The sequence below is a fragment of the Cupriavidus sp. USMAHM13 genome, assembly GCF_001854285.1.
Taxonomy (GTDB): Bacteria; Pseudomonadota; Gammaproteobacteria; order Burkholderiales; family Burkholderiaceae; genus Cupriavidus; species Cupriavidus malaysiensis.
In genome coordinates, this window is record NZ_CP017751.1 from 571,492 (window position 1) to 591,432 (window position 19,941).

Genomic DNA, 19,941 nt, shown 5'->3' on the forward strand with positions numbered 1-19,941 from the left:
GTCGCCACAGCCATCCCCAGGAGCCATCCCCCGCCATGAGAATCCTGATCGCCCGCCTCAACCACGAGACCAACACCTTCTCGCCCATCGCCACGCCGCTGGCATCCTTCCATCCGCGCTACGGCGAAGATGCCTGCCGCGCCAGCCGGGGCACGCGCACGGCCATCGCCGCCTTCATCGACCTGGTCGAGGCGGCCGGCCATACGCCGGTGGTGGCGCTGGCGGCCGGCGCCAACCCGAGCGGCACGGTCGCGGCCGCGGCCTATACCGCGCTGTGCGACGCCATCGTCGCCGCCGCGCCCGGCTGCGACGCGGTGATGCTGGACCTGCACGGCGCCATGGTGGCGGAGAACAGCGACGACGGCGAAGGCGATCTGCTGGAGCGGCTGCGCGCGGTGCTGCCGCAGGCGCCCATCGCGGTCTCGCTGGACCTGCACGGCAACGTCACGCAGAAGATGGTCGACCACGCCGACGTGATGGTCAGCTTCAAGACCTATCCGCACGTCGACATGTACGAGAGCGGTGCGCACGCCGGCCGCCTGCTGCTGGCCGGGCTGCGCGGCGAGGCGCGTCCCGCGCTGGCGTGGCGGCGCCTGCCGCTGCTCAGCCACACCCTGCGCAGCGCCACCGCCGAAGGCGCGATGCGGCGCGCGGTGGAGGCCGCGCAGCGCATGGAGGCGCAGGGCATGCTGGCGGTGTCGGTGCTGGCCGGCTTCAGCCTGGCCGATATCGCCGCGCCCTGCCTCAGCGTGCTGGCGGTGGCCGATGGCGATGCCGCCGCCGCGCAGGCGGCCGCCGACCGCCTGGCCGCGCAGATCTGGCAGGAGCGCGCCGGCTTCGTCTACGAGAGCGAGCCGCTGGCGCAGTCGATCGCGCGCGCGGCGGCGCTGGCCGCGGGCGGCGGCAGCGGCCCGGTGCTGCTGCTCGACCATGGCGACAACTGCATGTCAGGCGGCACCTGCGACGACATGGCGGTGCTGCGCGAAGCCTTGCGCCAGGGCCTGCACGGCATCGCCGTGGGGCCGCTCAACGATGCGCAGGCGGTGGCCGCGCTGGCCGCGGCCGGCGTCGGCGCCAGCGTCACGCTGCCGGTGGGCAACAAGGTGCCGCTGGCGCAGCTCGGCCTGTTCCCCGAGCCGCTCGTGCTGAGCGGCCGCGTCGCCGCCCTCAGCGACGGCGAGTACACCATCAGCGGCCCCACCTATACCGGCGAGCGCATCCGCATGGGCCGCAGCGCGCTGCTCGACACCGGGGCCGCGCTGGTGATCGTCACCGAGACGCCGCAGGAGCACTGGGACCTGGGCATCTTCACCCATATCGGCGTGGACCCGCGCGCGCAGCGCTTCCTGCTGCTGAAGTCGCGCATGTACTGCCGCCCGGTGTTCGTGCCGATCGCGCGCGCGGTGGTGGAGTGCGACGGCGGCGGCGTGACCAGTTCGCGCTATGCGCAGTTTCCGTTCCGCAAGCTGGCGCGGCCGGTGTATCCGCTGGAGGCGGAGGTGGCCGCTGATGCGGCAATCGCTGCGGCAACCGATGCGGCAACCGATGCCGCAACCGATGCGGAACCCGGCGCGGCGGCCGGCCGCTGAAGCGCGCCGCGCGTGGCCTTGACGTTGCGCGAAGCGCCATGCTCCAATCGGAAGCCCTGATTCCATGGGGACGGTGGCAACGGCGTTCCGCCCGCGCAGCCGCCCCGGCCGATGCGAGTCCTGCCGTGTCCCCCAACACCACCACCGCTATCGATGCCGCCACGCTCCAGGCCTACCTGGAGACTCACTACCGCGTGCGCGGCGGCATGCCGTTCACGATGCGCATCGGCGAGCGCTGCGAGGCGCTGGCCGTGCTGCACGCCTCGGCGGGCGTGCGCTGCAGCGCCTTCATCACGGCCTGGAACCCCTATAGCCAGCCCGATCCCGACGCCGCCGCCAATGCCGCCGCCAATGCCGTGCGCCAGCAGGCGCTGGCACAGGGACTGATGCGCACCGGCCTGCGCTATATCGATGGCATCGGCCAGCACCCCAGCAATGGCTGGGCCGGCGAGGAAAGCCTGCTGGTGCTGGGCCTGGCGCGCGAGGCGGCCGAGGCGCTGGGCCGGCACTATGGGCAGAACGCCATCGTCTGGAGCGGCGCCGACGCGGTGCCGCAACTGGTGCTGCTGCGCTAGTGCTTCTACGGTAGTGCTGCTGCGGTAGCGCTGCTGCGCTGGCAAGGCGGCACGGGCCGGCCGCCGATGCCTGCCGCGGCCAGCCACCGTTCACCCGCACCACCATCGCACCACCATCGCACCACCACCGCACCACCACCGCACCACCGCGCCGCCCGGTGCGACAATGCCCGCCTGACTTCCCGCTGGACTTCCCGCCGCGTCGCCGATGGACAAGGAAACCGAACTCAAGCGCAGCAAGGCGCGCGCCCTGGCCCTGCTGGGGCTGTCGGCGCTGGTCTTCGCCATCACCGCCTGGCTGCCGCCGGGCTTCGCCGTCGGCTGGATCAAGGCCGTCGCCGAGGCCGCCATGGTGGGCGCCCTGGCCGACTGGTTCGCCGTGGTGGCGCTGTTCCGGCGCGTGCCGATTCCGCTGGTGTCGCGCCACACCGCCATCATTCCCGCCCACAAGGATGAGATCGCCGACAACCTGGCGGCCTTCGTCAAGGACCGCTTTCTCGACGATGCCTCGCTGGTGGGACTGATCCGCAAGCACGATCCCGCGCAGCGGGCGACCGACTGGCTGCAGTCGCCCGACCATGCCGCGCGCCTGGGCGCCTATGCCACGCGGCTGCTGGGCGGCGCGCTCGCGGTGATGGACGACGAGCGCATCCGGGGCTTCGTGCGCGCGGCGGTGCGTACCGCCATCGGCAAGGTGGACTGGTCGCGCACCGCCGGCATCGCGCTGGAGAGCCTGACGCGCGGCGGCCGCCATCAGGAGCTGCTGGACGCCGGCATCGAGCAGTTGCTGGCGCTGCTGCGGCAGCCGCAGACCCAGGCCTTCATCGCCGCGCGCATCGTCGAATGGCTCAAGCGCGAGCATCCGCTCAAGGAGAAGGTGCTGCCGTCGGAGTGGATCGGCGCCAATGGCTCGGAGCTGATCGCCGACGCGCTGCGCAGCGTGCTCGACCAGGTCGGCAACGATCGCGGCCATGTGCTGCGCCAGCGCTTCGACGAAGCGGCGGCGCGGCTGGTCGAGCGTCTCAAGCATGACCCCGCCTTCCTCGAGCGGGCCGAGGCCATCCAGCGCTACGTGCAGGACGATGCCGCCTTCAATGCCTATGTCGGCCAGCTGTGGGACGAACTGCGCGGCTGGCTGCGGCAGGACCTGGAGCGCGACGACTCGCTGCTGCGCGCGCGCGTGCGGGAGGCCGCCGGCTGGCTGGGCGGCGCGCTGGCGCAGGATCCGGCCCTGCGTGCCTCGCTCAACGGCCGGCTGGAGGAGGCGGCGCGCGCCATGGCGCCCGAGTTCGCGCAATTCCTCACGCGCCATATCCGCGATACGGTGCGCAACTGGGACGCGGCCGAGATGTCGCGGCTGATCGAGCTGCACATCGGCAAGGACCTGCAGCGTATCCGCGTCAACGGCACGGTGGTGGGCGCGATGGTCGGCTGCGTGCTGTATCTGCTGTCGCACGCTGCCGAGCTGTGGCGCATGGCGGGGTAGCTACGCGCGGGAGCGACCCGCCGGGCTACTCCACGCCCTGCACCACCACCTTGCCGAAATGCCGCCCCGCCTCCAGGTGGGCATAGGCTTCGGCGGCGGCGTCGAAGGCGAACACGCGGTCCACCACCGGGCGGATGCGGTTCACTTCGACGAAGCGGGCCAGCGCCTCGAGCATGGCGCGGCTGCCGACCAGGATGCCGGCGATGCGCTTGGCGCCGCCGATCAGCGCCAGCGGCGCGAGGGTGGTCTCACCGAAGCCGCTGACGCCGCCGATCAGCGCCACTGTGCCGCCCAGGCGCGTGGCCGCCAGCGAACGCGCGAAGGTGCCTTCGCCGCCGACTTCGAGTGTCAGGTCGACGCCGCGGCCACCGGTCAGGCGCAGCACCTCGTGCTGCCAGTCGGGCGTGGTGCGGTAGTTGATGGTGGCGTCGGCGCCGAGTGCGCGGGCGCGCGCCAGCTTGTCGTCGCTGGAGGAGGTCAGCACGGTGCGCAGCCCGGCCGCCTTGGCGATCTGCAGGGCCAGGATGGAGACCCCGCCGGTGCCCAGCAGCAGCACGCTGGCGCCGGGCTGCAGCCCGCCGGCGGCGAACAGGGCGTTCCAGGCCGTGGTGCCGGCGCAGGACAGCGTGGCGGCCTCGGCGAAGTCCAGGTGCGCGGGCATGGCCACCAGCGCCTGTTCGGGCACGACGAAGGCCTCGGCCAGCGTGCCATGGAAGTGCGTGCCGAAGGAGCCCGCGGTCTTGGCCGGGTCGGGCTCGCCGTCGATCCAGCCGGGGAAATAGCTGTGGATGACGCGGTCGCCGGGACGGAAGCGGGTCACGGCCGCACCCGTGGCGACCACCTCGCCGGCACCGTCGCCCAGCGGGACCAGCGGCTCCCACCCCCGGTTCAGGTAGTTGCCGCGCGCGAACATCAGGTCGCGGTAGTTGAGGGCGGCGGCACGCATGCGCACCACGACCTCGTGCGGGCCGGGCTGCGGGGTGGGCAGGTCGATGCGTTCCAGGCCGGACAGGCCGGCGCCGGGGGTGAGTCGATAGGCCTTCATGGGGCGCTCCAGGGTGGGTTTGCGGCCGGGCGGGACGTCATCGGGATGGCATCGGGATGACATCGGGATGCCATCGGGATGCCATCGGGACGTGCGCCTGCCGTCGATCTGTTGCTACGATATCGGAGCGCTGTACGATGCATTGGATAGATTTTTTCTGCCAATCGGTTCCATAGAAGATGCAATCCATGAATGACAAGCTGGATGGGGTGGGAGTCTTCGTCGCGGTGGCGGAGGCCGGCAGCTTCGCCGTGGCGGCGCAGCGCCTGGGCGTGACGCGCTCGGCGGTGGGCAAGCAGGTCGCCCGCCTCGAGCAGCGCCTGGGCGTGCGCCTGTTCCACCGCACCACGCGGCGCCAGAGCCTGACCGACGACGGCCAGTCCTACTACGAGCACTGCGTGCGCGCGCTGGCCGAACTGGCGGCGGCCGAGGCCGGCTTCGAAAGCGGGCGCTGCGAGCCGTCCGGCCGGCTGCGCGTCAGCGTGCCGGTCCTGTTCGGGCGGCACTGCGTGGCGCCGGTGCTGCAGGCGCTGGCGCAGCGCCATCCCGCGCTGGAGGTGGAGGTCTGCTTCTCGGACCGCATCGTCGACCTGGTGGAAGATGGCTTCGACCTGGCGGTGCGGGTCGGGCCGCTGCCCGATACCACTGCGCTGGCGGCGCGGCGCCTGGGGGTGCAGCACATGAGCATCTGCGCCGCGCCGGCCTACCTGGCCCGCCACGGGCACCCGCGCAGCGTGGCGGACCTGGACGGCCACGCCGGCATTGCCTACGTGCGGGCCGGGCGGCCGATGCCGTGGCTGCTGCGCGGGGAGGATGGCGCGCCGGTCGAGTCGCGCATCGCCAGCCGGCTGCGCTTCGACGACCTGCAGGCCATCGCCGACGCGGCGATCGCCGGCGCCGGGCTGGCCTGGCTGCCCTGCTGGCTGGTCGCGCCCGCCTTGCGCGACGGCCGGCTGGCGCTGGTGAGCGGCGACGATGCCGTGGTGCCGGCCGATATCCACGCGCTGTGGCCGCATTCGCGCCGCCTGCCGCTGCGCGTGCGCGTGGCCATCGACGCCCTGGTCGAGGAACTGCCGCGGCGCCTGGCCCATGCCTGAACGGGCGGTAACCGCCACCGCGAGGTAGCGTTGCGCCGGATCCGGGTGCTATGGTGGAAGCCGGGCAGGCGGAAGGCCGCTGTGCGCTGCGGACCGGCCTGCGACGGACCACAGGAGAGCCGGCCATGGCATACAACGACCTCATCCTTGCCGCCGCCCGGCACGGACATGCCGAGCCGGCGCCGCACGAGCCGTCGCGGCCCGCGCGCATGGCGGTCCAGCGCTGGGGCTTCTCGGAAGCGGAGACGCTGGGCGTGCTGGCCGATTGGCCGGCGCTCGACGGCGCGCTGGAGTGGCAGCTGGCCGAGCGGGCACGCACGCGCTCCGACGCGATGGTGCACCTGGTCGATGCCGCGCGCCTGGCGGGCGCGGCGGGCGCGGCATGGAGCGCGATGGGGCCGGTCGATGCCATGCGCCGCGCACGCACGGCAGGACGCCTCGAACTGGCGCTGGTGCTGGGGCAGGCCTCGCACCTGCCCATGGTGCGGGCCGGCTGCTGGGTACTGGCCGGCGCGCGCAGCCTGGCCGACGCCATGATGATCCTGGTGCGCGCCACCCTCGGCGAGGCCGCGCCCGCAGGCGCCGCGCGCCAGCGGCTGCATCTGCTGCGCGAACTGGCCGCGCTCGACGCCAGTTGCATCCTGCTGCAGCGCGAGGCGGAAGATGCCGCGCAACTGGCCGATCGCATCCGTACCGATGCCGGCGCCCTGCTGGACGGCTATGCCAAGCCGGCGTGGCTGTGCGCGGCCGGGCCCGACAGCGCGCTGGACGTGTTGCGCAATCATCCGGGCCTGTCGCCGCGCCGGCTGCGCCTGACGCCAGCGCCGCCGGCCACCTGCCGCGTGGACCTGGTGGTGGCGTTTCCCTGGCCGGACCTGGTGCGCTGAACGGAGCCAACAGAGCCACCAACACCGAGCGCCAAGCACGAGGTCTTGGCTCCCTCTCCCCGCATGCGGAGACGGCGGGGGTGAGGGGTGGTTTAGCAAGGTGGCACATCCAGCGAAGCCCTTGGTGTGATCCAGCACGCGAGCCAAGAAACGAAGCCGATGGTGTGATCCCACCCGCCACGGCCTGCCAGCGCCTGCCCTCACCCCCGGCCCCTCTCCCGCAGGCGGAAGAGGGGAGAAAACCAGCGCGGTGCGCGGGCCGCCGCGCGGCACGTTCACGGCACGGCCGGCGTCTGCGTTTGCGCGGCCTCCGTGGCGTCTTCGCCGATGGCGCCGGCGCGGCGGGCTTCGTGGTGGTGGTCGGCGGCCAGGAACATATACATCGCCGGCACCACGAACAGCGTGAACAGCGTGCCGATCGACAGCCCGGTGAAGATCACCAGCCCCATCGCGTGGCGGCCGGCGGCGCCGGCGCCGGAGGCGAACACCAGCGGGGCCACGCCGAGCACCATGGCGAAGGTGGTCATCAGGATCGGGCGCAGGCGTACCGAGGCGGCGTGTTCGAGCGCTTCGCGCTTGCTCTGGCCGGCGCGCTGCAGTTCGTTGGCGAACTGCACGATGAGGATGCCGTGCTTGCTGATCAGTCCCATCAGCGTGACCAGCCCGACCTGGGTGTAGATGTTCAGCGTGGCCAGTCCCAGGTTGATGAAGATCAGCGCGCCGAACAGCGCCATCGGCACCGAGACCAGGATCACCACCGGGTCGCGGAAGCTCTCGAACTGCGCGGCCAGCACCAGGAACACGATGATGGTGGCGAACAGCAGCGTGATGACGAAGCCGCCGGACTCCTGCGCGAACTGGCGCGACGGCCCGGCATAGTCGATCGAGTAGCCGCCCGGCGCCGCTTCCACCGTCATCTGGCGCAGCGCGGCCAGCACCTCGCCCTCGGTGGCGCCGGGCACCGGCACGCCGGAGATGGTGGCGGAATTGAGCTGCTGGAAGTGGTTGATCGACTCCGGCACCACCTTGTGCTCGAGCCGGGCCACGGTGCTGGCCGGCACCACGCCGGCGCCGGGCGTGTTGATGTAGTAGTCGAGGATCTGCGACGGGTTCAGGCGGTCGACCTGCAGCACCTGCGGGATCACCTTGTACGAGCGGCCGGCGATGGAAAAGTAGTTGACGTAGCCGCCGCCGAGCGCGGCGGTCAGCGTGGCGCCGACATCGGCCTGGGTCAGGCCCAGCGAGCCGACCTTGTCGCGGTCGACCACCACCGTGCTCTGCGGCTTGTCGAGCTTGAGGTCGCTGTCGACGAAGAAGAACATGCCGCTGGCGCGCGCCTTGGCCAGCACCGCCTGCGAGACCTCGTTCAGGTTCTGGAAGGGCTCGGTGGTGTTGATGACGAACTGGATCGGCAGGCCCTGCGAGCCGGGCAGCGGCGGGAACTGGAAGGCCGCCACGCGCGCGCCGGCGATGCCGTTCCACTTCTGCTGCAGCACCTGCTGCAGTTCGAGCGCGCCGCGGCTGCGCTTGTCCCAGGGTGTCAGCAGCACGCCGCCGATGCCCTGGTTGAGCGTGGGCGTGCCGGTGAGCTGGAACATCTGCGCATACTCGGGAAGATCCTTGGACAGCGCGAAGACCTGGTCGGCATAGGTCTGCATCTGCTGGATGGTGGCGTTCGGCGGGCCTTGTATCTGCGACAGCACCAGGCCCTGGTCTTCCTGCGGCGCCAGTTCCGTCTTGGAGGTCATGAACAGGTAGACCGTGCCCGCCAGCAGCAGCGCGCCCATCACCACCAGCACCACCCAGGTGTCGAGCAGGCTGGAGAGCATGCGCCGGTAGCCGTGGTGCACGCGGTCGAACTGGCGGTCGATGAACTGCACGAAGGTGCCGGACTCCTGCTCGGCGCTGAAGAAGCGCGCGCACATCATCGGCGACAGCGTCAGCGCCACCACGCCGGAGACCGCCACCGCGCCGGCCAGCGTGAAGGCGAACTCGGTGAACAGCGCGCCGGTCAGCCCGCCCTGGAAGCCGATCGGCACGTACACCGCCACCAGCACCACCGTCATCGCCAGGATGGGGCCGCCCAGCTCGCGTGCCGCGATCAGCGCGGCCTCCAGCGGCGGGCGGCCTTCCACCTTCATGTGGCGGTCGACGTTCTCCACCACGATGATGGCGTCGTCCACCACCAGGCCGATGGCCAGCACCAGCGCCAGCAGCGTCAGCAGGTTGATCGAGTAGCCCAGCGCCAGCATCACGAAGAAGGTGCCGACCAGCGACAGCGGCATGGCGATCACCGGGATGGCCACCGCGCGCAGGCTGCCCAGGAACAGGAAGATCACCAGCGTGACGATCAGCAGCGCTTCCACCAGCGTCTTGATCACTTCGTGGATCGAGGTGGTGACGAACTCGGTGGCGTCGTAGACGATCTTGCCGGTCAGGCCGGTGGGCAGCTGCGCCTGGATCGAGGGGAAGATCCTGCGCACGCGCGCGGCCACGTCGAGCACATTGGCCTGCGGCGCGGTCTTGATGCCGATGAAGACCGAGCGCTTGCCGCTGAAGGCCACGCTGAAGTTGTAGTTGTCGGCGCCCAGCACCACGGTGGCCACGTCCTGCAGCCGCACCAGCGCGCCGTTCTTCGACTTCACCACCAGCTGCTTGAATTCGTCGACGCTGTGCAGGTCGGTGTTGCTGGTGATGTCCACGCTGACCATCTGGCCCTTGGTGTTGCCCAGCGCGGCCAGGTAGTTGTTGTTGCTCAGCGCGGTGTAGACGTCGGCCGCGGTGACGCCGTAGGCGGCCAGCCGTTGCGGGTCGAGCCAGGCGCGCAACGCGAACTGGCGCGCGCCGAGGATCTCGGCGGTCTGCACGCCTTCGACCGAATCCAGGCGCGGCTTGACCACGCGCAGCAGATAGTCGGTGACGCTGTTGCCGGGCAGCACGTCGCTGTAGAAGCCCATGTACATGGTGTCGGTGGTCTGCCCCACCTGCACCGTGATGACGGGCTGCTGCGCCTGCGGCGGCAGCTGGTTGCGCACCGAGCTGATCTGCGTGCTGATCTCGGTCAGCGCGCGGTTGGCGTCGTAGTTCAGGCGCAGCGTGCAGGTGATGGTGGAGATGCCGGTGGTGCTGGCCGACGACATGTAGTCGATGCCCTGCGCCTGCGCGATGGCGGCCTCCAGCGGCTGCGTGATGAAGCCGGCCACCGTCTCGGCGTTGGCGCCGTAGTAGGCGGTGGTGATGGTGACCACCGCGTTCTCGGTGTGCGGATACTGGCTGACCGGCAGGCTCGCCAGCGAGCGCAGGCCCAGCACGAGGATCAGCAGGCTGACCACCGAGGCCAGCACGGGGCGCTTGATGAAGAGGTCGGTGAGGTTCATCGCGGCACGCTCGCTATGACGATGTAATGGTGTGGCGGTGTGGCGGTGTGGCGGTCGGCGCGCGCGGCCGCGCCTACTGTTCCTGCGGCGCCGGGTTGGGCGCGTCCGCCGGCCGCACCGAGTTGTCGATCACCAGGCGCGTGCCGTTCTTCAGCTTGAGCTGGCCGCTGGTGACCACCTGGGTGCCCTCGGCCACGCCTTTCTCGATGGCGACCTGGTCGCCACGCGTGGGACCGACGGTGACGAACACCTGCTGCGCCACCGGCATTGGCGCGGCGGGCTTGCCGCCGGGCGCGGGCGGCGGCGCTTCGCCGGGCCTGGGCGCGGGCGCCGGCTGCACGACGAAGATGGTGGCGCCGTAGGGGTTGTAGGTGATGGCGGTCTGCGGCAGCGTCAGGCGGCGCTGCGGCGTGCCCACGTCGATGCGCACGGTGGCGTACATGCCGGGCAGCAGGCGGCCGTCGTGGTTGTCGAGCAGCGCCTCCACCTGCACGTTGCGGGTAGCGGTGTCGACCTTGGGATTGATCGATGTGATCCTGCCGGGGAAGGGCAGGCCCGGCCAGGCATTGCTTTCGGCGCGCACGGCCTGTCCCACGGCGAGCTGGCCGACGTCCTGCTGCGGCAGCGTGAAGTCGGCGTAGATGGGGTCGATGGCCTGCAGCGTGACGATGGCGTCGCCGGGGTTCAGGTACTGGCCGGGGTTCAGGGTGGTGATGCCCAGCTTGCCGTCGAAGGGTGCGCGGATGGTCTTCTTGGCCACCGTGGCGGCCTGCTGCGCGACCTGGGCGCGCTTGCTCTTGAGATCGGCGGCGTCGGCGTCCAGCGTGGCCTTGGCGATCACCTTGATGTCGTACTGGGCCTTGTCGCGGTCGTAGACCGTCTGCGCCAGCTCGGCGGCGGCCTGCAGCGCCTGCAGCTGCGCCACGTCGGCATCGGCGTTGAGCTGCACCAGCACCTGGCCGGCGCGTGCCTGCGCGCCCGAGGTGAAGTGGACCTGGCGCACCAGGCCGGCGATCTCGGTGGTGACGTCGACGCCGCGCACCGCGCGCAGGCTGCCCACCGCCGACAACTGCGGCTGCCACACCTGGTAGCTCGCGCGCGTGGCGCTGACGGTGGCCGGCGGCGCCGCGTTGCCCGCCATGAACTTCTTGAACATATACGCCTTGAACAGGTTGAAGCCGACCAGCGCCGCCAGCAGCAGGCCGACGCCGAGCAGCATGATCGCCATCCGTTTCTTCATTGCCTGGTCTCCACGGCCGGGCCGGCCGATCTGGCGGATATGGCCGCTGCCGTCGCGGGGGCGCTGCCGGCGGCCGTCGCCCGCGGTGCTGCCAGCTGGGCGGCCTCCGGTGCGGCCTCCGGCGCCGGCACGGTGGCGGGCGGCCGTACGTCCGGGTCCTGGCGGGCATTCCACCAGCCGCCGCCCACGGCCTGGTAGAGCGCGGCGGTATCGGCGTAGCGGGCCGCCTGCGCCTGCACCAGGCTCAGCACCGTCTGCTGGTACTGGCGCTGCGCGTCGAGCAGGGTCAGGTAGCTGACCGCGCCCAGCCGGTACTGCTGCCGGCTCAGTTCCAGCGAGGCCTGCGCGGCGGCGGCGGCGTCGGCCTGGGCCGCCAGCGCGTGCGCGTCGTTGTCGAGCGCGCGCAGCGTGTCGGCCACGTTCTGGAAGGCCAGCAGCACGGTCTGGCGGTACTGGGCGTCGGCCTGCTCGAAGGCGGCCTGGGCCGCGCGCCGCTGCGCGCTGAGCTGGCCGCCGTGGAAGAGCGGCTGCAGCACGCCGGCGCCCAGGCTCCACACGGTGTTGGCCGAGCGGAACAGGCCGGCCGGCGTCAGGGCCTCGGCGCCGTAGCTGCCGGTCAGCGTGAGCTTGGGATAGAGCGCGGCGGTGGCCACCCCCACATTGGCGCTGGCCTGGTGCAGCAGCGCGTCGGCGGCGAGGATGTCGGGCCGCTGCCGCACCAGCTCGGACGGCAGGCTGGCCGGCAGGTCGCGCGGCAGCGAGAAGTCGGCCAGCGCGAAGCGCGGCAGCGTGTCGTCGCTGGGCGGCCTGCCGGCCAGCACGGCGAGCTGGTGGCGGGTCTGCTCCAGCGCCTGGCGCAGCGGCGGCAGGGTCGCCCGCGTCTGCGCCAGCGTGGTGCGCTGGGCCAGCACCGCGGCCTGGTTGACGCCGCCCAGCGCAAACTGCCGTTCCAGCAGGTCGAGCTGCTGCTGCTGGTCGGCGGCGATCTGCAGCGTGGCGTCGATCTGCGCGCGCAGCGAGGCTTCCCTGACGGCGGCGGTGACGAGGTTGGCGGTCAGCGCCAGGTAGGCGGCCTGCCACTGGTACTGCTGGTAGTCGATCCGCGCGCGCAGTCCCTCCAGCTCGCGCCGCGTGCCGCCGAACAGGTCGAGCGTGTAGGAGACGTTGACCGAGGCGTTGTAGAGCGTGAACTCCTCGCTGGCGCCGGGCACGCCGAAGCTCAGCCCGGACACGCGCGAGCGCTGCGCGCCGAGCTGGCCGTCCACGCCCGGCAGCAGCTTGCCGCCGGCGGTGGCGCGGTAGTTCTCGCGCGCCTGGCGCAGCGCCGCGCGCGCGGCATCGAGGTTGGGGCTGTTGGCGAGGGCGTCGCGGATCAGGGCGTCGAGCGGGGCACTGCGGAACAGCGACCACCAGTCGCCGGGGATGGCCTCGGCGGCGACGAAGCGCTGCGCGGCACCGGCATCGCCCGCCATGCCGGGCGTGGCCACGGTGCGGGCGGGCAGGGGTTGCGGGGTGACGCGGTCACCCGCGGGCGGCGCCGGCGAATGGTAGTCGGGCCCCACGGCGCAGGCTGCCAGCAAGATGCCCGCCGCACCGATCACCGCTGCCTTCCCTGTGCGCTGCCCGAACCGCCGGCAGACGACAACACCCGGCACGTCGTCCATCCGCTTGCCCCCCGCCACGGCCGGCCGCGAAGCGGGCCGTGAAAGACACTGCGTTCGGCAAGCCTAGCGCAATTTGGCGGCCCGGGTTAGCTCAAGTCACTCATCGGACGGATTGCGCCGCATCCGGCATGCGGCCCGGCGCAGCGGAGCGTTGCCAGCGGCACACGGCATCGGTCCAGTGTCTCCGTGTGGCGCATGCGGTTCCCCGCGCGCGGTGCGCTGCCTTCAAGCGCCGGCATCGGTGCGCGCCTCGATGGCGCGCACCACGGCCACCATGTCGGCCTGCGCCAGGCCCAGCGCCAGCGTCTCGCCGTAGAGTGCATGGCACACGTCCAGCAGCGGCGAGGCGATGCCGGCGGCGCGCGCGGCCTCGGCCACCAGCCGGTTGTTCTTCAGCACGTCGGGGATCGCGGCCTGCACCTCGAAGTCCTCGGCCACCAGCTTGGCGGCCTTGATGCGCGACACGGCGCTGGCCATCGGGCCGGCATCCAGCACGGCCTGCCAGCGCGCCATGTCGAGGCCGTGGCGGCGGGCGAAATGCGAGGCCTCGGCCAGCCCGGTGACCATGGTGATCAGGAACAGGTTGACGGCCAGCTTCATCAGCAGCGCCGAGGGCACCGCGCCGCATTCCACCACCTGGTGGCACATCGGGCGCAGCAGCGGCAGCACCTCGGCCACGTCGCCGGCCTCGCCCGCCACCATCGCGACCAGCTGGCCGGCCTCGGCCGGCTTGCGCGAGCCGGACACCGGTGCTTCCACGTAGCGGCCGCCGGCGGCGCGGATGTCATCGCCGAGCGCGCGCGAGTACTGCGCCGAGGTGGTGCCCATATTGACCACCAGGCGGCCGGCCACGCGCGCGGCGAAGGCGGGCGTGGCGCGGCCCAGCGCCGCATCCATCGCCGCGTCGTTGGCGAGCATCAGGATCACGATGGGTGCCTGGCGGAACACTGCCGCGCAGTCCTCCGCCACCGTGGCGCCGGCCTCGCGCAGCGGCGCGCACTTGTCGGCGCTGCGGTTCCACACCACCAGCGGCGTGCCCGCGCGTGCCAGGTTGAGCGCCATGGGCTGCCCCATCACGCCCAGGCCGATGAATCCGATTGCCATGTCTGTCGTCTCCTTGGATGGGCCGGGCCGGGCGCCGCCTGCCCGCATGCTTGCGCCGTGGATTGGCGCTATGCTGGGCAGCCGCGGCGGGCAGACCGTCGAGGACCACTTTAGGCCGGCTTGGAGGAGGTGTCTTGAACGATTGTGCACGGCCGCCCGGCGCGGGCGGCAACCGCATCCGCATGGGCCGCGGCGGCGCCGGCATCGAGCGCGCCGAAGCCTTCTTCCACGGGCAGGCCTTCGCGCCGCACCGCCACGACACCTATGCCATCGGCGTCACCACGGCCGGCGTGCAGACCTTCCGCTACCGCGGCGAGCGCCGCGTCTGCCTGCCGGGGCAATGCCACATCCTGCACCCCGATGAACTGCACGACGGCGGCGCCGGCACCGAGGCGGGCTTCGGCTACCGTATCGTCTACGTCGATCCGGGCCTGGTCCAGCAGGCGCTGGGCGGCCGCCCGCTGCCTTTCGTGCGCGCGCCGGTGGTGGGCGGCGCGCTGCTGCCGGAAGGCTTCTCCAGCGGGGTCTGGGATCTCGACGGCGAGATCGACGCGCTGGCGCGCGTGGAGATCGCGGTGGCGGTGGCCAACCTGCTGGTGGCCGCCTCCGGCGGCACGCCCCTGCGGCCGGGCGCGCGCGCGCTCGATGCCGTCCAGCGCGTGCGCGAACTGATCGCCGCGACCCCGGCCGAACGCCATGCGATGGAGACGCTGGAGCGCGCCAGCGGGCTCGACCGCTGGACCCTCGCGCGCCAGTTCCGCGCCCTGTTCGGCACCAGCCCCGGCCGCTTCCGCACCCAGCGCCAGCTCGACCTGGTGCGGCGCCTGCTGGCCGCCGGCACCCCCGCCGGGGCTGCCGCGCTGGAAGCGGGATTTGCCGACCAGAGTCATATGACGCGGCACTTCAAGCGCGCCTATGGGCTGACGCCGGCGGCGTGGGCGGCGGCGCTGTCGGGGCGGGGGTAGGGTGATGGTGGCTCTGTTGGCTTCGATCAGCACGACAGGATTCGCGCCGCGCCGGTCCGCTCCCCTCTCCCGCCTGCGGGAGAGGGGCCGGGGGAGAGGGCGGGCGCCCGCCCGTTGCGCAGACCATCGCGCCACCACCGCCTTGCCCCGTCCCCCGCAAACCATGCTTCAATACGCCCCGAACCGTTGTCTTGCGCGCCCGCCGGGGCGCTTGTCGCCATGTCCCTGATCGATCTCCGCAACCTCCAGCAAGCCGCCGCCGCCTTCGGCGAGGCGCGTGGCTGGGGCAAGTATCACAGTCCCAAGAACCTGGCCATGGCCTTGTCCGTCGAGGTGGCCGAGCTGGTCGAGATCTTCCAGTGGCAGACCGAGGACGAATCGCGCGAGGTGATGGCCGGCGCCGAGCGCGAGCATGTGGAGCAGGAGCTGGCCGACATCACGATCTACCTGGCGCAGCTGGTGACCGCGCTGGGGGTGGACCTGGACGCGGCGGTGCGGGCCAAGATGGAGCGCAACGCGCGCAAATATCCCGCCCCCGCCCCCGCCCCCGCCCCCGGCGGCGAGTAGGCCGGGAGGTGCGGCCCGCGCTCGTGCCTTTCAAGCCTCCAGCGCGGCCGCCAGCGCTTCCACCAGCAGGTCGGCGTGCGCTTCGCCGAACACCAGCGGCGGCCGGATCTTCAGCACGTTGCCGTGTTCGCCGGCGCTGCTGACCAGCACACCGCGCCGGCGCATGGCATTGACCACGCGCGCGGCGGCCGCGCCATCCGGTGCGCGCGCGGCATCGGTGCCGAGCAGTTCGACGCCGGTGAACAGGCCCGCTCCGCGCACGTCGCCGATGGCCGGGTGCAGGCGCGCCAGTTCGTCCAGCCGCGCGCGCAGGTAGGCGCCGACGCGCAGGGCGTTGGCCATCAGTCCTTCTCCTTCGATCACATCCAGCACCGCCATGCCGGCCGCCACCGCCACCGGGTTGCCGCCGAAGGTGTTGAAGTAGCGGCACTGGTTGCCGAAGGCGGCCATCACTTCGGGCCGCACCGCCACGCCGGCGAGCGGGTGGCCGTTGCCCATCGGCTTGCCCATGGTCACCAGGTCGGGCACCACGCCGTGGCGCAGGAAGCCCCACATCGCTTCGCCGGTACGGCCCAGGCCGGGCTGCACCTCGTCGGCGATGAAGAGGCCGCCGGCCGCGCGCATGGCGTCGACGGCTTCGGCCAGGAAGCCGGGCGGGTCGGTCAGGATGCCGTCGCTGGAGAAGACCGTGTCGACCAGCAGGGCGGCGGGACGCAGGCCGCTCGCCTGCAGCTCGGCGATGGCGGCGCGCACGCCGCGCGCGAAGGCGGGGCCGACCTGCTCCGGCGGCAGGCGCGGATCGGGCGCGGGCACGGTGCGCACATGGCTGCCCAGCCGCACCTGCGCGCCCAGCGAGGGCGAGGCCTCGGCCAGCGCGGCGGTGACGCCGTGATAGGCGAAGCGGGTGATGACCAGGCCGTTGCCGCCGGTGTGGGCGGCGGCGATGCGCAGCGCCAGGTCGTTGGCTTCGCTGCCGGTGCAGGTCAGCATCAGGTGGCCGAGCGCGGCCGGCATGGTGCCGAGCAGGCGCTCGGCGTAGTCGAGGATGCCGTCGTGCAGGTAGCGCGTGTGGGTGTTGAGCGTGGCGGCCTGGCGCGCGATGGCTGCGACCACGTGCGGATGGCAGTGGCCGACCGCGGCGACGTTGTTGTAGGCGTCGAGATAGCGCCGCCCGTGCGCGTCGACCAGCCACACGCCTTCGCCGCGCACCAGGTGCAGCGGCTCCTGGTAGAACAGCCGGTAGGCGGGGCCGAGCAGGCGCGCGCGGCGCGCCAGCATGGCCTGCGTCCCGGCCGCTTCGTTGGCTTCGTCGGCTTCGCTGGCTTCGTTGGCTTGGCTTGCTGCGCTTGCGTGGAGGGTTGGCATGGCTTGCATGGTTTCCGTGGCTCGCTTTGTTTCACCGGACGGTTGCGTCCGCTGTATCCGGACCGGCGCCGCTGGGGCGCCGCTCATGCCAGCTCGCAGCGGCGCGCCAGCACGCTGGCCGCCTGGCCCGGGGCGATCGCCGTGCAGGCCTCCAGCCGCTGCCAGGAGATGGCGTTGTTGCGCATCAGGTAGGCCGCGTTGGCCGGCTCGCGCGCGGCGCGCCAGCCGCTGATGGCCACCACCATCACCAGGCGCGCCTGCAGCAGGTCGAACAGCACCGCGACCTCGTCGGCGGTGAGCGGCAGCACCTCGTGGTAGGCGCCGACGAAATCGGCCAGCGCGCCCAGCGTGTCGCCCGCGGGGTCGACCTGGTAGGCCGCCGCCACCGCCAGGTCGTTGACCAGGGGCGCGTGCACCATGTCGCCGAAATCGAGGATGCCGGCGATGCGCGCGTGGTCGGCGGGGTCCACCAGCACGTTGTACAGGTTGAGGTCGTTGTGGATGGGCTGGCGCCGCAGTGTCGGCAGCAGCGGCTTGACGCGCATGCTGAAGCGGTCGAGCACGCGCAGCGCCATGGCGCGCCGCTGCGGATCCGCCACGTGTTCGAGCAGCGCGCGCACTTCGTCGGCGCGCTGGATGTCCCACGGCAGCGCGAGTTCGCCGGCGGGGTGGCGCAGCTCGCGCAGCGCCAGGTCCAGCCGCGCCAGCGTGCGCGCCAGCGTGCGCGCCAGCGCGCGCGCCTGGGCGGGGCTGCGTGCGGCCTTGGGCAGCGGCTCGCCGTCCAGGTAGCTGAACAGCCGCACCACGCGCGCGGTGCCGTCGGGCGCGGTGGCCTGCAGCGAGGCGCGCCCGTCGACGGTGGGCTCGATGCGCTGCACCGGCAGCAGCGGGTCGGTGGCGGCGACATGCAGCAGCGCCTGGGTCTGGAAGTCGGCCACCAGCGCGGACTCCGCCGGGTGCGAGATCTTCAGCATGAAGCGGCGCGCACGCGTGCCGCCGTGGCCGGCATCGGCCTCGAGCAGGAAGTTGCTGTCGCGCTCGCCGCTCAGCACGCTCAGGCGTCCGGTCAGCCCGTAGTGCCAGGCGGCCAGCGTCTGCGCCCATTCGAGCGGCACCTTGCGCACGGTGTCGCTCAGCACCGCGGTACCGGCCGCCGTGCCTGCCATGCCTGCCGCGCCAGGTGGCCGCGCCGCCGGTCCCGCCGCCTCTGCCACCTCTGCCCGCGCACTCATGCCGCCCCCTCGAAGCCGCGCAGCGCGCTCGACAGGTTGGGGCCGAGATCGTCGGACAGGTAGCCGCCTTCCTGCACCAGCACCGTGGGCAGGCCGAGCCGGGCGATCTCCGCCGTGATGCGGGCGAAGCCCGGCGTGGTCACCGCCAGGGCCTGGTAGGGGTCGCGTTCGTGGGCGTCGAGCCCGAGCGCCACCACCAGCGCGCCCGGCGCAAAGGCGCGCAGCGTGTCGCAGGCGCCGCGCAGCGCGGCCAGGTAGGCCTCGTCGCCGGTGCCGCGCGCCAGCGGCAGGTTGAGGTTGTAGCCCAGGCCGTCGCCCTCGCCCTTCTCGTGGGCGTGTCCGGTGAAGAAGGGCGTGAACAGGCGCGGATCGCCGTGCAGCGAGATGGTCAGCACGTCGGCGCGGCGGTAGAAGATGCCCTGGGTGCCGTTGCCGTGGTGCATGTCGATGTCGAGGATGGCCACGCGTGCGTGCCACTGGCGCAGGTGCTGCGCGGCGATGGCGACGTTGTTCAGGTAGCAGAAGCCGTTGGCGCGGTCGACGTAAGCGTGGTGGCCGGGCGGGCGGCACAGCGCGTAGACGGCGCGCTCGCCGTCGGCGACCAGTTGCGCGGCATGGGTGGCGACCTCGGCCGAGGCGGTGGCCGCACGCCAGGTGGCGGGCCCGATCGAGCAGGCCGCGTCGCCCATGTGGTAGCCGGCCTGGCCGACGATGCTGTCGGGGTAGGTGAAGGGCTGGCCGGGGAAGGGGTGGATGTTGGGCAGCACCTCTTCGGAGGCATCGCCCAGTTCCTGCCAGCGCGCGTACGCCGTTTCCAGGAAGCGCAGGTACTCGGGCGTGTGCACTGCGGCGCGCGGTGCGGCGCCGTAGGCCGCCGGCGCCACCACGGCGTGGCCGTCGGCCTTCACCGCGGCGAGCAGCCGCTGCGCGCGCTCGGGCTGTTCGTTGCTGCGCTTAAGGCGGCCGCGCACCAGGAACTGGCGCGGATCGTGGTCGAGATGCTGGTCGCTGTAGACGACTTTCATGGGGCGGGCTCCTTGGGGGGGATCGGTGCCGTGCCCTGCTTCTGCATGAACACAGCGCGCAAATGGGTGTGTGCATCCTCGATATGGAAGCGCAGGGCGGCGGCCGCGGCCTGCTCGTCGCGCTGCCCGACCGCGCGCGCGATCGGGCGGTGGGTCTCGGCCACCACGCGCGGATCGGCGTAGACGCGGTCGATCAGCGCCACCACCATGCGGATCTCGGTCTGCATGTTGACGAACACGCGGTGCAGGTAGGCGTTGCCGGACAGCTCGCACAGGTAGGTGTGGAAGCCCAGGTCGCGCGCCACGCGCTCGGACTGGGGCAGCGAGTCGGCGTCGCGCACCATCTCGTCGACCATCTGCATCAGGCGCGCCAGGCCGGCGTCGGAGGCCTGGCGGCAGGCCAGCGACACCGCCATCAGCTCCAGGTTCAGGCGCAGCTGGAACAGGTCGTCGATCTCGCGCGTGGTGATGGTGCGCACCGCGAAGCCGTGGCGCGGGCGCGCCACCAGCACGCCCTGGCGCTCCAGCCGGCGCGCGGCCTCGCGCACCGGCGCGCGGCTGACGTTCATGCGGCGCGCGATCTCGGCCTCGACGATGCGGCTGCCGGGCGGCAGGCGGCCCTCCACGATGGCCTGGGTGAGCTGGGCCTCGACGGCGGCCACCAGGTCGGACACCTCGATCGAGGAGAAGGCGGGCAGGTCGTCAAGCGTTGCGGTAGACATC

15 protein-coding genes and 1 pseudogene are annotated in these 19,941 nt (G+C 72.2%); 7 read left to right on the forward strand and 9 right to left on the reverse strand.

From position 1 onward, the window contains the following. Positions 1-35 precede the first annotated feature (35 nt). The 3 genes and pseudogenes from BKK81_RS02520 to BKK81_RS02530 all read left to right on the forward strand — a co-directional run. A pseudogene (locus BKK81_RS02520) lies at positions 36-1,505 on the forward strand (M81 family metallopeptidase); the annotation flags it as partial. A gap of 209 nt (positions 1,506-1,714) precedes the next feature. Further along, on the forward strand, positions 1,715-2,164 hold the full coding sequence (locus tag BKK81_RS02525; RefSeq protein ID WP_071010618.1) for a DUF3293 domain-containing protein: 450 nt from the start codon (positions 1,715-1,717) through the stop codon (positions 2,162-2,164). Positions 2,165-2,372: 208 nt separating this feature from the next. Continuing rightward, entirely contained in the window at positions 2,373-3,650 is a 1,278-nt protein-coding gene (locus BKK81_RS02530) for a DUF445 domain-containing protein (RefSeq protein WP_071010619.1), read from the forward strand. Positions 3,651-3,675: 25 nt separating this feature from the next. Here BKK81_RS02530 and BKK81_RS02535 read toward each other — a convergent pair whose 3' ends face one another. Further along, on the reverse strand, positions 3,676-4,695 hold the full coding sequence (locus BKK81_RS02535) for a zinc-dependent alcohol dehydrogenase family protein (RefSeq protein ID WP_071010620.1): 1,020 nt from the start codon (positions 4,693-4,695) through the stop codon (positions 3,676-3,678). A gap of 188 nt (positions 4,696-4,883) precedes the next feature. Here BKK81_RS02535 and BKK81_RS02540 point away from each other — a divergent pair, with 188 nt between their 5' ends. Continuing rightward, a complete protein-coding gene (locus BKK81_RS02540) occupies positions 4,884-5,792 on the forward strand; it encodes a LysR family transcriptional regulator (RefSeq protein WP_071010621.1) in 909 nt (302 codons plus the stop codon). Between the two features lie 125 nt (positions 5,793-5,917). Next, positions 5,918-6,679, forward strand: coding sequence for a hypothetical protein (locus BKK81_RS02545; protein WP_071010622.1), 762 nt, complete (start codon positions 5,918-5,920; stop codon positions 6,677-6,679). 275 nt (positions 6,680-6,954) lie between these two features. Here the strand turns inward: BKK81_RS02545 and BKK81_RS02550 are convergent, their stop codons facing one another. The 4 genes from BKK81_RS02550 to BKK81_RS02565 form a co-directional block, all read right to left on the reverse strand. After that, positions 6,955-10,056 (reverse strand): efflux RND transporter permease subunit, encoded by a 3,102-nt coding sequence (locus BKK81_RS02550; RefSeq protein ID WP_071010623.1) that lies wholly within the window; start codon positions 10,054-10,056, stop codon positions 6,955-6,957. A 73-nt stretch (positions 10,057-10,129) separates the two neighbouring features. Continuing rightward, positions 10,130-11,296 (reverse strand): efflux RND transporter periplasmic adaptor subunit, encoded by a 1,167-nt coding sequence (locus BKK81_RS02555; RefSeq protein ID WP_071010624.1) that lies wholly within the window; start codon positions 11,294-11,296, stop codon positions 10,130-10,132. Continuing rightward, on the reverse strand, positions 11,293-12,876 hold the full coding sequence (locus BKK81_RS02560; protein WP_442873390.1) for an efflux transporter outer membrane subunit: 1,584 nt from the start codon (positions 12,874-12,876) through the stop codon (positions 11,293-11,295). The genes BKK81_RS02555 and BKK81_RS02560 overlap by 4 nt, the downstream gene beginning before the upstream one ends. 309 nt (positions 12,877-13,185) lie before the next feature. Then, entirely contained in the window at positions 13,186-14,064 is an 879-nt protein-coding gene (locus BKK81_RS02565) for an NAD(P)-dependent oxidoreductase (RefSeq protein WP_071010626.1), read from the reverse strand. Between the two features lie 134 nt (positions 14,065-14,198). Here BKK81_RS02565 and BKK81_RS02570 point away from each other — a divergent pair, with 134 nt between their 5' ends. After that, positions 14,199-15,029, forward strand: a complete 831-nt coding sequence (locus tag BKK81_RS02570; RefSeq protein ID WP_071010627.1) for an AraC family transcriptional regulator — start codon at positions 14,199-14,201, stop codon at positions 15,027-15,029. Positions 15,030-15,248: 219 nt separating this feature from the next. After that, the gene (locus BKK81_RS02575) at positions 15,249-15,596 is read left to right on the forward strand and encodes a nucleotide pyrophosphohydrolase (protein WP_071010628.1); all 348 of its coding nucleotides are present in this window, start codon (positions 15,249-15,251) and stop codon (positions 15,594-15,596) included. A gap of 30 nt (positions 15,597-15,626) precedes the next feature. On the opposite strand, the gene BKK81_RS02580 is transcribed toward BKK81_RS02575, so the two are convergent. The 4 genes from BKK81_RS02580 to BKK81_RS02595 all read right to left on the reverse strand — a co-directional run bounded on the left by BKK81_RS02580 (position 15,627) and on the right by BKK81_RS02595 (position 19,940). After that, positions 15,627-16,874, reverse strand: coding sequence for an aspartate aminotransferase family protein (locus tag BKK81_RS02580; RefSeq protein ID WP_071015949.1), 1,248 nt, complete (start codon positions 16,872-16,874; stop codon positions 15,627-15,629). A gap of 170 nt (positions 16,875-17,044) precedes the next feature. Next, positions 17,045-18,127, reverse strand: a complete 1,083-nt coding sequence (locus BKK81_RS02585) for a phosphotransferase (RefSeq protein ID WP_071010629.1) — start codon at positions 18,125-18,127, stop codon at positions 17,045-17,047. A gap of 62 nt (positions 18,128-18,189) precedes the next feature. Beyond that, positions 18,190-19,218 (reverse strand): histone deacetylase family protein, encoded by a 1,029-nt coding sequence (locus tag BKK81_RS02590; protein WP_071010630.1) that lies wholly within the window; start codon positions 19,216-19,218, stop codon positions 18,190-18,192. Continuing rightward, positions 19,215-19,940 carry a GntR family transcriptional regulator gene (locus BKK81_RS02595; RefSeq protein WP_071010631.1) on the reverse strand — a complete coding sequence of 242 codons (726 nt, stop codon included), beginning with the start codon at positions 19,938-19,940 and terminating at the stop codon, positions 19,215-19,217. The genes BKK81_RS02590 and BKK81_RS02595 overlap by 4 nt, the downstream gene beginning before the upstream one ends. Position 19,941 lies beyond the last annotated feature (1 nt).

Excerpts from the sequence above, each read along its gene's own strand:
- BKK81_RS02595 (WP_071010631.1), bottom strand. The coding sequence starts at position 19,940 with ATGTCTACCGCAACGCTTGACGACCTGCCCGCCTTCTCCTCGATCGAG.
- BKK81_RS02565 (WP_071010626.1), bottom strand. The coding sequence starts at position 14,064 with ATGGCAATCGGATTCATCGGCCTGGGCGTGATGGGGCAGCCCATGGCG.
- BKK81_RS02535 (WP_071010620.1), bottom strand. The coding sequence starts at position 4,695 with ATGAAGGCCTATCGACTCACCCCCGGCGCCGGCCTGTCCGGCCTGGAA.
- BKK81_RS02540 (WP_071010621.1), top strand. The coding sequence starts at position 4,884 with ATGAATGACAAGCTGGATGGGGTGGGAGTCTTCGTCGCGGTGGCGGAG.
- BKK81_RS02585 (WP_071010629.1), bottom strand. The coding sequence starts at position 18,127 with ATGGCAGGCACGGCGGCCGGTACCGCGGTGCTGAGCGACACCGTGCGC.
- BKK81_RS02530 (WP_071010619.1), top strand. The coding sequence starts at position 2,373 with ATGGACAAGGAAACCGAACTCAAGCGCAGCAAGGCGCGCGCCCTGGCC.
- BKK81_RS02550 (WP_071010623.1), bottom strand. The coding sequence starts at position 10,056 with ATGAACCTCACCGACCTCTTCATCAAGCGCCCCGTGCTGGCCTCGGTG.
- BKK81_RS02590 (WP_071010630.1), bottom strand. The coding sequence starts at position 19,218 with ATGAAAGTCGTCTACAGCGACCAGCATCTCGACCACGATCCGCGCCAG.
- BKK81_RS02545 (WP_071010622.1), top strand. The coding sequence starts at position 5,918 with ATGGCATACAACGACCTCATCCTTGCCGCCGCCCGGCACGGACATGCC.
- BKK81_RS02580 (WP_071015949.1), bottom strand. The coding sequence starts at position 16,874 with ATGCTGGCGCGCCGCGCGCGCCTGCTCGGCCCCGCCTACCGGCTGTTC.
- BKK81_RS02555 (WP_071010624.1), bottom strand. The coding sequence starts at position 11,296 with ATGAAGAAACGGATGGCGATCATGCTGCTCGGCGTCGGCCTGCTGCTG.
- BKK81_RS02575 (WP_071010628.1), top strand. The coding sequence starts at position 15,249 with ATGTCCCTGATCGATCTCCGCAACCTCCAGCAAGCCGCCGCCGCCTTC.